This window comes from Tepidibacillus decaturensis (genome assembly GCF_001561915.1).
Classification (GTDB): domain Bacteria; phylum Bacillota; class Bacilli; order Tepidibacillales; family Tepidibacillaceae; genus Tepidibacillus_B; species Tepidibacillus_B infernus.
Genome location: NZ_LSKU01000001.1, coordinates 2,629,265 through 2,640,907 on the forward strand (window position 1 = coordinate 2,629,265; position 11,643 = coordinate 2,640,907).

At 35.0% G+C, this 11,643-nt stretch carries 11 protein-coding genes and 2 pseudogenes; 7 read left to right on the forward strand and 6 right to left on the reverse strand.

What is annotated here, in order from left to right; translation table 11 throughout:
* Window positions 1-92 precede the first annotated feature (92 nt).
* The 3 genes from U473_RS12270 to U473_RS12280 form a co-directional block, all read right to left on the reverse strand.
* A complete protein-coding gene (locus U473_RS12270; protein WP_068726810.1) occupies window positions 93-926 on the reverse strand; it encodes a carbohydrate ABC transporter permease in 834 nt (277 codons plus the stop codon).
* A 14-nt stretch (window positions 927-940) separates the two neighbouring features.
* Window positions 941-2,155: a carbohydrate ABC transporter permease gene (locus U473_RS12275; RefSeq protein ID WP_068726813.1), complete on the reverse strand. Its 1,215-nt coding sequence runs from the start codon at window positions 2,153-2,155 to the stop codon at window positions 941-943.
* A 133-nt stretch (window positions 2,156-2,288) separates the two neighbouring features.
* Window positions 2,289-3,557, reverse strand: a complete 1,269-nt coding sequence (locus U473_RS12280; RefSeq protein ID WP_068726816.1) for an extracellular solute-binding protein — start codon at window positions 3,555-3,557, stop codon at window positions 2,289-2,291.
* Window positions 3,558-4,045: 488 nt separating this feature from the next.
* On the opposite strand from U473_RS12280, the pseudogene U473_RS15545 reads away from it, so the two are divergent.
* Together U473_RS15545 and U473_RS15550 are read left to right on the forward strand one after the other, a co-directional pair.
* A pseudogene (locus U473_RS15545) lies at window positions 4,046-4,192 on the forward strand (hypothetical protein); the annotation flags it as partial.
* A 125-nt stretch (window positions 4,193-4,317) separates the two neighbouring features.
* Complete coding sequence (locus U473_RS15550; protein ID WP_321164172.1) at window positions 4,318-4,422, forward strand: AraC family transcriptional regulator; 105 nt, start codon at window positions 4,318-4,320, stop codon at window positions 4,420-4,422.
* Window positions 4,423-4,724: 302 nt separating this feature from the next.
* On the opposite strand, the gene U473_RS12290 is transcribed toward U473_RS15550, so the two are convergent.
* A complete protein-coding gene (locus tag U473_RS12290) occupies window positions 4,725-5,681 on the reverse strand; it encodes an aminoimidazole riboside kinase (protein ID WP_068726818.1) in 957 nt (318 codons plus the stop codon).
* A gap of 37 nt (window positions 5,682-5,718) precedes the next feature.
* Window positions 5,719-6,270: a DUF5317 domain-containing protein gene (locus tag U473_RS12295; RefSeq protein ID WP_068726820.1), complete on the reverse strand. Its 552-nt coding sequence runs from the start codon at window positions 6,268-6,270 to the stop codon at window positions 5,719-5,721.
* Between the two features lie 240 nt (window positions 6,271-6,510).
* Here U473_RS12295 and U473_RS12300 point away from each other — a divergent pair, with 240 nt between their 5' ends.
* Window positions 6,511-6,762 carry a helix-turn-helix domain-containing protein gene (locus tag U473_RS12300; RefSeq protein ID WP_068726823.1) on the forward strand — a complete coding sequence of 84 codons (252 nt, stop codon included), beginning with the start codon at window positions 6,511-6,513 and terminating at the stop codon, window positions 6,760-6,762.
* 223 nt (window positions 6,763-6,985) lie between these two features.
* A complete protein-coding gene (locus U473_RS15750) occupies window positions 6,986-7,354 on the forward strand; it encodes a DNA cytosine methyltransferase (protein ID WP_407701929.1) in 369 nt (122 codons plus the stop codon).
* 93 nt (window positions 7,355-7,447) lie between these two features.
* Here U473_RS15750 and U473_RS12315 read toward each other — a convergent pair.
* A pseudogene (locus U473_RS12315) lies at window positions 7,448-8,029 on the reverse strand (PmeII family type II restriction endonuclease).
* A gap of 138 nt (window positions 8,030-8,167) precedes the next feature.
* On the opposite strand from U473_RS12315, the gene U473_RS12320 reads away from it, so the two are divergent.
* The 3 genes from U473_RS12320 to U473_RS12330 are packed head-to-tail and all read left to right on the forward strand — an operon-like array spanning window position 8,168 to window position 11,445.
* Window positions 8,168-8,575 carry a GntR family transcriptional regulator gene (locus U473_RS12320; RefSeq protein WP_068726829.1) on the forward strand — a complete coding sequence of 136 codons (408 nt, stop codon included), beginning with the start codon at window positions 8,168-8,170 and terminating at the stop codon, window positions 8,573-8,575.
* Window positions 8,550-9,452, forward strand: a complete 903-nt coding sequence (locus U473_RS12325) for an ABC transporter ATP-binding protein (protein ID WP_068726832.1) — start codon at window positions 8,550-8,552, stop codon at window positions 9,450-9,452. Before U473_RS12320 ends, U473_RS12325 begins: the two co-directional genes overlap by 26 nt.
* Window positions 9,427-11,445 (forward strand): DUF6449 domain-containing protein, encoded by a 2,019-nt coding sequence (locus U473_RS12330; protein WP_068726834.1) that lies wholly within the window; start codon window positions 9,427-9,429, stop codon window positions 11,443-11,445. Before U473_RS12325 ends, U473_RS12330 begins: the two co-directional genes overlap by 26 nt.
* Window positions 11,446-11,643 lie beyond the last annotated feature (198 nt).

Sequence of the window (11,643 nt, forward strand, 5' to 3'; positions counted from 1 at the left end):
AAAAAAAGACAGAAATGTTGTCCAAAGGAACAACTTCTGCCTTTTTTTCATGATAAAGAAAGATTGAGTGTAGTCACTTTTATTGGTGAAGTTTACTCTTTAACCCCTCCAGATGTTAATCCAGAGACAATTTGTTTCTGGAAGAAGAGAACCATGATCAATGTTGGGATGGTTACAATGGTCGTAGCTGCCGCAACCTCCCCCCAAAGAATTTCAAACTGGGTTCGTAAAAAGGAAATGGCCACTGGTACCGTGTGATATTCTTGGTTAGAGTTAAGCGTAATCGTTAATAAAAACTCATTCCAGGCTGCGATAAATACTATAATAGCTGTTGTAAACACACCGGGTGCAGCTAATGGAAAAACGATTCGCAATAACGTTTTTAGTGGTCCTGCCCCATCAATTTTTGCTGATTCCTCTAAGGCAAGAGGAATATGGTTAAAATGTGTAACTAAAATCCAAACTGCCATTGGCAAGGTAATCGTTGAGTAGGGCAAAACCACAGCATAAGTGTTAGTCAAACCTAATTTTAGGAATAAATTATAGACTGGGCCAACGACGATCATCTGTGGAAACATCGACACAGCTAATATCAACCCCAACAACAAATTTTTACCTTTAAATTCAAAACGTGAGATCGCATAGGCAGCTAATGTTGCCACAGCAACGATATAGATTGTTGTTGTGGTAGCAACGATAAAGCTATTTTTAATTGCGGTCAATATGCCCTTTTCAAACAGGATCGTGATATAGTTTTGCAGTGTTGGATCTTTTGCAATCACACGAAAAGCACCGTCACCAAAGATCTCACCTGATGTTTTAAAGGAGGTGATAAAGATCCAGAAAAATGGGAATACCATTGCAAACAAATAGAAAGCAACAAAAATGGAAACTATAATCATCATTTTACTCTTTGGTCTGCTCATCTTTATTCCCTCCTTTAGTTTTTCTCCATTAAATTTGTACCCAACACTTTTACATAAATCGTTGCAATAATCGCCACAATCACAAACATAACCATCACAATTACTGAACCATAGCCAAAGTTGGTCTGGGCAAACATGACTTTATATCCATAAATCGAGAGTGTTTCCGTTCCTCCGCCGGGTCCTCCACCTGTTAAAACATAGATTAAATCAAACACACGGAAGGCATCTAATGTACGAAACAGTAAAGCTACCAATATGGATGGCTTCAAAAGTGGAAGCGTAATGCGGAAAAAGGTCTGAATTTTATTCGCTCCATCAATGGAAGAAGCTTCATACAAAGATAATGGAATATTTTGTAGCCCTGCTAATAATAGTAAAGCCATATAAGGGGTCGTTTTCCATACATCTGCCAAAATAGTGGAGAACATTGCCCCGGAAATACTAAGCAGTAGTTCCCTAGAGTCGTCAACTAGTCCAATATTCTGGAAAAAATTTGCAACAATTCCACTACTACCATCATAAAGGTATCCCCACATTAAGGCGGCAACAGCAGTTGGAATCGCCCAGGGAATTAAAGACGTTGTTCGTATCAGTCCTTGGCCTGATATGGCTTTATTCATAATCAATGCCAAGAGAAGGCCTAAAATGAATTCAAAAAAGACAGATATGATTGTAAAAATGATCGTATTGATAAGAGCTGTACCCATACGTTTATCTGATAAGATCTCTTTGTACCCTTTTAAACCAATAAAATTAGAAGGAATGATACTATTTTTTAAATCCTGCATGATTAAGGTTAGATTTTCGCCATTTGGTAATTGATATTTTTGAGTTAGGTCAGAAACGGTTGCGTTAATCTCATCATACAAAGATAAAATTTTCTCCTTTTCTGTCCCGTTAATCTTTTGTACCCCTTTTTTCCCTATAAATTCATTTTCAACTGTTTCTATTCTCTGAATCAATTGATCTACTTTATTTTGATCACTAACATCCGTAATAGAAGGCCGATCTTCTTCAAGAAAGAGCTTTACATACATTTGCGATTCTTGAAACATATCAAAGTTAAATCGTTCGCTTATATATAAACCTGATTTTTGTTGATCGTTTAGTTTATAGTCAAAAAAGGTATAAACAAATGATTGTAAGATTGGCCATAAAGAAAAAACAGCAATCAGCATGATTACAGGTAATGTAAATAAATACCCCTGTATTCCATTCTTTTTCATCAGGGTCACTCCCATTCCTTGTGCATTAGATATTGGAACATTCATTCTATAAGTATAAAGGAAATGGTTCCTTAAGCAGGGAAAGGCCCTAATCGGATTAGAGCCTTTCCTACATTATGGTTATTTTTATTGATTATTGATTGATTGCATCTTGGATCGTCTTCACAATAGCATCTAGATCTTTGCCAGAACTTAGGTATTTATTTGCCTCTACTTGAATCGTATCTGAAACCTTAGAGTATTCAGGAGATACAGGACGAGCAATGGTGGTTGCTAGTGCTTTTTTAAACCCTTCAAAGCCTAACATTTCATTTGCTGAAATAACTTCTTGATCCTCTAGTAAAGCATTATATCCAGGTAAATATCCACCTTTTGTAGACATGATTTTCTGCCCTTCAGGACCAGCAGCAAACTTAATAAATTCCCATGCTCCGTCAACATTTTTAGAGTTCTTATTGATGCCTAAAAGCCAGCCACCAACAGAACCTCCATTTGGAAGTGGTGCAATCCCTACATCTTTCACATCGACTGTAACACCACTTTCTTTACCTTTAATACGACCAAATTGATATGGCCAGTTACGAGCAAACACTGCATTACCTTGTTCAAAATTCGTATGTGTTTCACCCTCGGTATAGTTTAAAATATCTTTAGCGGCCCAAGGAGCATTTGTAAATGAGTACATTAACTCTAATCCGCCCTTAATATCTTGGAACGATTTTGTAAACTCTGTCACGTTAACTGTTAAGCCTTCATATTGTTTTGATTGATAAACAAAACCATATTTTGTATTCTTTTGACCAGTATATTTTTCTGCCATTTTACCTAAATCTTCATAAGTATAACTTCCACTTTCTAATTTTGCGGCATCTTCTTGACTGACAATATCTTTACGGAAATAAAGTAATCCTAAGTCTGGGAAGAATGGCAATGTGTATTGTTTTCCCTTATAGTTACCTGAAGCCATAGATCCAGCATTAAAATCTTCTTTCTTGAAGCCGCTATCTTTCATATTGACATCGATCGGTTGCAAATAACCTCCGCCAGCAAATTCACCAGCCCAAACTACATCCATAGAAAGAACGTCGTATTCACTAGAACCACTAGATAAAGAGGTTAGCAATTGGTCATGCATTTGCGCAGAATCATTCGTCATTTGTACCCATTCTACTTTATACTTATCTTGACTGTTGTTAAATTGATCAATGAGTGCTTGAGTAGCTGGGGTGTTATCATTTTGAGCAGCAAATTTTAGAACCACCTTTTCAGTAGTACCACTTGTTTCATTTGTTTGCTTTGTATCAGTTGCTCCCTCTTTGTTTTCAGTACTTGAATTACAGCCAACCAAAAACAAACTAAAAATCAATGTAACCGCTATCATAATAGACAGCCATTTTTTCATGAAATAAACCCCCTTCATTATCCTCTTATTTGTATTTACACTTGAATTTTATAAAAATAACAATAAGATTATATTAAAATATTAAGAAATTTATCAAAATTTTAATATAAGTGGTGACAATCATGATTACCTCAATCAACAAATCGATCATTAACCAATACTTGATGACTAGAATAAAAAATCAACAAGAATTCTTTCTCCATCCACCTTATCTATTAGAACAGCAGCTATTAAACGCTATACAAGAAGGTAATTATACGAAGGCATATGGCGTACTAAATAAAATCAATTCACTAGAAAGGGCTAAATTAGCTCATCACCCTATTCGTTCTTTAAAAAATTCTCTTATCTGCTCCTGTACCCTTTTTACAAGGGCGATTATTCAAGGCGGAGTTCATCCAGAAACTGCATTTAACCTAAGCGATGTGTATATCTTAGAATTAGAAAGAGCAGATGATCCTAAGAGGCTGACTGAACTGGAGTATGAAATGGTAGCCCACTTTATTAACACCCTAAAAGAAGAGAAAAAAAATACATATAACCAAACAATCAATCGCGTCTTATCTTATATCCACGATAATATATTACAAGAGCTATCTCTTCACGAAATAGCTCTACAATTTAATCTAACTCCTAATTATTTATCTCAGTTATTTAAAAAGGAAGTTGGTACTTCCCTTATCGAATTTATTAACCAAAAAAAATTGAGGAATCAAAATATTTCTTATTCTACACTGATAGCTCTATTTCTGATATTGCTTTGTTATTCCACTTTTGTAATCAAAGCTATTACTCTTCTCTCTTTAAAAAATATACTGGATTAACCCCTAAGAAATTCAGAAATATGAACAGCAACATAAGATAAACTGAGGAACAAATCAATCGAAGGAAGTGATGATCTTGAACAAAAAATCGAATTTGATAGAAAGACGACGTGGTCCAGATTTTTCGAATTCTTCATCTTGATGTACGCCAGGATTGGGATCAATCACTGATAAAAATCGTTTTTTATCTAAGTTTCGCTCAACTTGCCATTTCTATCTTTTCACTTGGAGTAAACACAAAGCGACATCGGCGAAAAAGTGACCGATATAGTAAATCACTCATTACTATCATCATTTTAACCATTCTCATTCTTCTTTTTACATTTAAAAATATGTAACCTTCTCATTCATGTTGGTTTCCTAGTATTTTTTGAACTTGCTTAAGCGTTGGTAAAGCAGTCATTGCTCCTTTTATCGAAGCTGCTAACCCTCCTGAAACACTAGCAAAACGAGCCATTTTCTCTGCATCTTCTGCTGTTATTTTCATTAGTTCTCCTTCATATTCATTGAGCCAATATAATATGCCTGAGACAAAAGCATCACCAGCACCTGTGGTATCTACTGCATTCACCTTCATTGCTGGAACATGAATAATATTGTCATTTACAACAGTATAACTCCCTTTTTCGCCAAGCGTGATAAACACCAATGGAATTCTATATTTCTTTAGTTGCTGAATACCTGTGTTTATTTCATTCTCACCTGTGATAAATTCAAGTTCTTCCTCAGATATTTTTAACAGATCTACAGCAGGTAACATAGAGATAATCTCTTCCCTTGCCTGTTCTTTACTTTGCCATAACCCTAAGCGTAAATTCGGATCAAAAGAGACAATCAATCCTTTTTCCTTCGCTAGTTGTATAGCTTTTATGGTTGCGCTTTTTGCTGGTTCACGGGTTAAGGTAATAGACCCAAAATGGAAGATTTTTGATTTTTCAAATATCTCTTCGGAAATTTCACTGTCTTTTAAAAATAGGTCAGCACTAGGTTTAATATAAAATTCGAAGCTTCGCTCCCCATTTTCAGCTAACGTCACCAATACTAATCCAGTATGTGCTTCATCGGTTAAGTACATTGAAGAAACATCTACACCATAGTAATGTAAGGTTTCTTTTAAAAACTTACCCAATGCATCGTTTCCCACTTTACCTAAAAATACAGACTTTACTCCTAAACGGGATAAGCCTACAGCTACATTTGCTGGTGCTCCTCCAGGATTCTTTTGATAGGTTGTATTGGTTTGATCAACAGGAATAAAATCAATTAGCGCTTCACCTAAACTAATAACACCTTTTTTCAACAGAACTTTCTCCTTTTCATCTTTTCTACTTAATTGTTTACCATTCTAATCTATTTTCATGATTCATCTTCAATTTTACCATTACTTTTTGGATGAGGATAAAAAGGCCAATACTAATCAACACATCTCCAATGCTAAACACAACAGGATGTGGATATGGAGCCGGTACATAAAAAATATCCCCTAAAAAACGAAAAGAGGTGTTGGTTGTCATCGCAATATGCTTTCCATACGTTCCAGCTAATAAGGAAGGAATATGTTCAGGAATTAACTCCTGTGCCGCCCGCATATCTACTGGCATTCTCCCTCCATTTGCTAACATAACGACCATATTGAGAATGATACCCATAAAAACCCATTTCGATCCATGGAGATTCTTATTTTGATAAAGAAATAGTAATAATAGAATGTAGCTTACAATCATTGCTACGAACAAAAATTTTGGATATAAGAACATAATAGGTAACTGAATGAATAGTGCAAGGATGATCAACCCAGGCGAATGGATATCTAGGTCTAGAAAATTTAAGACCCTTCCACCGCGAAGCTTCGCGATCAACACTCCGATGATTAAACTATCAATTAGCATTCAATCTTCCTCTCCCCTTATCTTATACTTATCCATCTTTCTTGCAATGTATCATTTCAAGTCAATTTTTGTCAATTCGTTATTTCAATAGAAAATAAAAGTTATTTTTTTAAAATACTTTACATTCAGGAACAAACGTTCTAAACTTGGTGTGAAGTAAAATTTTCTGTGGACCAAACTAGATGATCATGTTAATAAATGATATTGATCTAGTTAGTTGGAGAAAAGGTGGTATTGTAAATGGAAATTAACACCAAAAAATTTAAAGAGATATTACATAAAAGAAGCATTCCTAATTTCTATCACCTTTCAGACAAATTAAATATACCCTATGATAGACTATCAACAATTATAAATGAAGGAATGATTCAAGAAGACAATGATCTAGAAATGCTATGCAAGTACTTTAATTTAACAAAAGAAGATATTCTTATCACAAAAGAGAAAAAACAAACAATTACATATTCCACAAACGGCCATATTGGAATGTAATTGAAGGAGATATTGAGATCAATTTCCCAAAACCTCTTAACTATATTCTTACATTAAAGGATATATTAAAAGACGTCCCTCCATCGCCAGGGATAAATTATCCTGAAAGTAAAAAAAAATACTAGAAATGGTGCCACCAGGTGATTGCTGGAGGGATTTACCTGAGAATATTGCAAAAGAATACATGGGTAAAAGTTATTTCTTAGGGGGTGGGAAAACTGGTATGGCTAGACGACTTTCATGGGACGAGCCTAGTTTAACCTTAACCTGTTCACCAGCACAGAAACAAACTGAACGTTGCCACCCTGTAGAAACTAGACCATTTACAGTTAGAGAATATGCTAGAATACAAAGTTTTCCCGATGATTGGCAATTTGAAGGCTCTTTAGGACAACAATATAAACAAATTGGAAATGCAGTACCTGTTCAATTAGCAAAACATGTAGGTTTGGCATTAGTTAATATGCTTAATCAAATTGAGATACAAAATAACATGATTTATCCTGTTAAATATAAAGAACATCAATCATTTAAACCAACAAATGAACAAATTGAAAAAAAGGCAGCGCAATTAGAACTTATACTCGTTTAAGACGATAGGGGTTCCCATTAAACATCGGGAGCCCCTTTTCTTGCCTTCATTTGTATCCCCATTTTTCTCTAATCTGTTCAGCTAATTGATCAATCACCTGATCAGTAAGTCACTTCCATCCACTTCAATTGCAACTTCACCTATTGCGTTAATTAACTCCATATAAAAATCTTCTCTTCCCGTTAAGCGATGCCAAAATTCACGACCAACGATAACCGGATATTGTTCATTAATTCGTTTATAATGTGTACTTAATTCTTCAACATTACCATAAAGAACACCTAACAAGATCATCTAACCCAATTGACAATCGATCGTTCGAGCTAAATTTCTAACACCATTAAAATGGTTGATTATAGTTTGAACATCATCTTTATTTATCGTATTAGGTCCAGCTTTTAGTTGACAATATTTCCTCCTGCTATCTATCTGATCGACGAATTCAATATCAAGTCCTTGAATTGCAGAGACATAGCCACTTAGTGTATTACTAATAAAATATTGGAATTGAGTCCCAAAGGAAGTATTTATTGATGTTCCTAGAACCCTAGGGTAGATTAATGATTTTGCAACACTTTTGGCATCATTATTTCCTGTTAAGTAATTCGCATTATATAGTAATAAAAACGGGTTAACGTTAAATTCTGATAAATCATTTAATTGAATTAATTTCATAATTGATTCTTTTTAACAATTCACTCTTTACAAATGAAGATTTTACCCATACAATATTAACAGTACTATTACTCTTATTACAGTTAATACATATGTTTCACTGAAAAACAATCGATGGATCGGGAAAGAAGGGCTTCAATGTTTGAATTAGATGTTCGTAGTCGTAGACCAATTTATGAACAGTTGGTAGACAAAATTAAAGAATCGATTATTAGCCAAATCCTAAAACCAGATGAAAAATTGCCATCTGTTCGCATGTTGTCAAAGGAATTAACCATCAATCCAAACACGATTCAAAAGGCGTATAGTGAATTAGAACGGCAAGGCTATATCTATTCTATTCCAGGAAAGGGAAATTTCGTGGCGCCAATTGATTTAATGCCCAATCAGCAAAAGCTAAAAGAAATAAAGCTGCAACTGACCCATTTACTTGCTGAAGCCATTTATCTTGGTTTAACCAAAAAAGAATTGAATGAATGGTTTGACGAAGCCAAACGAAAGACGGAGGGGGGACAGATCGATGATCAAAGTTCAACAAGTCAGTAAAACATTTGACAAAGAAGTAGCCATTCATCAGCTTCAACTATCTGTAAAAAAAGGTTCGATCTATGGTTTATTAGGCTCAAATGGAGCTGGGAAAACCACTTTACTAAAAATACTTGCAGGAATTTACCGACCAGATCAAGGGACGATTCAAATTGATGGAGAACCCATTTATGAAAATGTCCCTCTTAAAGAGCGCGTGGTTTTTATTCCTGATTCCCTATACTTTTTGCCACAATCAACGATTCAACAAATGACGAAATATTACCAAAGCTTTTATCCTAACTGGAATCAAGAACGTTTTGAACGATTAAAACAGGTTTTTCAAATCGATCCAAAACGTAAAATTCACCGTTTATCCAAAGGAATGCAGCGTCAAGTTGCCTTTTGGCTCGCACTATCTAGCATGCCCGATATCTTGATCTTAGATGAACCGATCGATGGGTTAGACCCTGTTATGCGACAAAAAATTAAAAATTTACTCTTTCAGGATGTAGCTGAACGGGAAATGACCGTCATCATCTCTTCTCATAATTTAAGAGAAATTGAGGATATTTGCGATCATGTTGGGATCATGCATAAAGGAAAGCTTATTATTGAAAAAGAACTTGACGACCTAAAAGCAGATACGCTAAAGATCCAAATCGCCTATGCCAAACCAGAAGATGAGGAACAATTAATGGCTGATCTTAAGGTGCTTTATCAAGAAAAACGAGGAAGCATTTCCCTTTATATTGTGAAAGGATATGAAGAGGAAATCATTCAAAAAATTGAATCCATCAAACCGTTGGTCTTCGATCTTTTGCCACTTACTTTAGAAGAAATCTTTATCTATGAAATGGGGGATATCGGCTATGAAATCGAAAATGTCCTTCTTTAAAATAGGAATCATCAAACAGGATTTTAGACAGCACGGTTGGATTGGGATCATCTATTTAATTGGCCTACTATTCGCCTTGCCTTTACAACTGATGATGCTTGCTTCTAATCAATATATTACTCAATACCGATATATAGATAACGTTTATTTTTACAATTTTGGATTCCAAGCGATCCTGTTGTTCATCCTACCTGTACTTACAGGGGTCTTTCTCTTTCGCTATATACAAACGAAAGAATCGGCCGATATGATACATAGTTTACCGATTAGAAGAGAAAGTCTTTACTTTAACCATTTAGTTAGCGGCTTTTTCATGTTGCTTCCAGCAGTTTGGATTACAGGAATCACGACATGGTTTCTTTCTTATTTTGTTCCTTTCTCTGAACAATTTAAGACAAGTGATTTTTTTCAATGGTTGGGAATCATGACACTATTTACGATTTTCTTTTTTATCTTTTCATCATTCGTTGGCATTATGACCGGTATGTCTGTAGCACAAGGGATCTTAACCTATATTTTTCTATTCCTTCCTACCGGAATTATGGGATTGATCAATTATCATTTAAGCTTATATTTATACGGTTTTCCTGAAAACTATATGACCTCAGCAAAAATAGAAGATTGGTCTCCCATTATTCGAATCATATCAAGCGAAAATCGTCCTTTTTCCTTCGGAGAAACCGTGATCTATCTTGTACTAATTCTTATTTTTGCTGTTAGTGGTTATTTGCTATATAAGTATCGCCACCTTGAAACGGCAACACAAGCTATTTCCTTTAAGTTATTACGACCCATTTTTAAATACGGTGTTACTTTTTCCGTGATGTTAATGGTTGGAATGTATTTTGCCTCTACCCAAAGTCGTGATCAAAGATGGACAATTTTTGGGTATATCATCGGCTCCATCATTGGCTTTTTCGTGGCAGAAATAGTTTTACAAAAAACCTGGAGAGTATTTGTTAAAAGAACGTTTGTCGAACTCCTTATTTACTCGATTGCTGCAACGATTCTTTTCACTGGTATTCAAATGGATGTGACTCGTTATGAAATCAGACTACCGAGCCCAGAAGAAGTCGAGGGTGTTTATTTTGGCAATGCTGGATTTGAGTTAAGAGATAAGTTGCAGCGAAATGAGGATATTTTTTATCAAGATCCATTATTTGTCGAACAAGTGCGTTCCCTTCACCAAGAGATTCTGACTAAAAAACCAGAAAACTTACGTGGCAAACCTAATATCAACTATACGGTTAGCCGACAAATGGTTTTTGCCTATCAATTAAAGAATGGGGATCTAATGGTTCGTGAATATACCATTCCGGTCGAATCAATCAAAGAAGCATTAAAACCAGTCATAGAGTCTCCCCACTATAAAAAAGAGCACTATCTCCTCAATCAGTTAGACCAACCGATTGATAAAGTCAGGTTTATGTCTAGTTTTACAGGCAGGAATTTAACTATTACTAATCCTGATGAAATTAATGAACTAAAAGAAATTTTAAAACAAGAAATATTAAACATGAAATATGAAGATATGATAGATACGCGGAGTTCTTGGGCAACGATTGAGTTCTCTTTTAGCAATCCTAAGATTGTATTAACACCTACAGGTATCCAATATGATAATAAATTTTTCTCTTTCGAATGGAATAAATCCTTTGTGCAATTGGAAAAATGGTTGGACGAGAAGGGCTATCTCTCAAAGGCACGCATACAGTCTGATGATCTTCAATACTTAGAAATTGCAAAAGCCAATGAAACCCTAGAGGAAGGCGAAGAGAGCATCAATTATCCCGAGGAGATTTTCCTGAAAAACCCGAAAAACCTCCAATTTATTCGAGTTGAAGACAAACAATCAATACAAGAAGCGCTTATCCAATATAGCAGTTATGGAAAAGCTGCCTACTATGTCAAATTTAAAACCATAAAAGGAGAAGAGTTTTACGGATTGTTTACGAAGGACAATGTGCCTAAATTTGTAGCACAGTTGTTTTAAAGCGAATAGAAAACCGGTTAAAAGCCACTCATTCTTTACGGACGAGTGGCTTTTTATGATCAAATATTCAAATCTCTTTTCCTACTATTGATCAATGTGGTCAATAAATATTTTTTGATATTTTATTGAATTTTTTCTCATTAAAGCTGCTTATGGAATATACAAATCCTTATACTAAATCGGGTAGGAGGCTGGCCC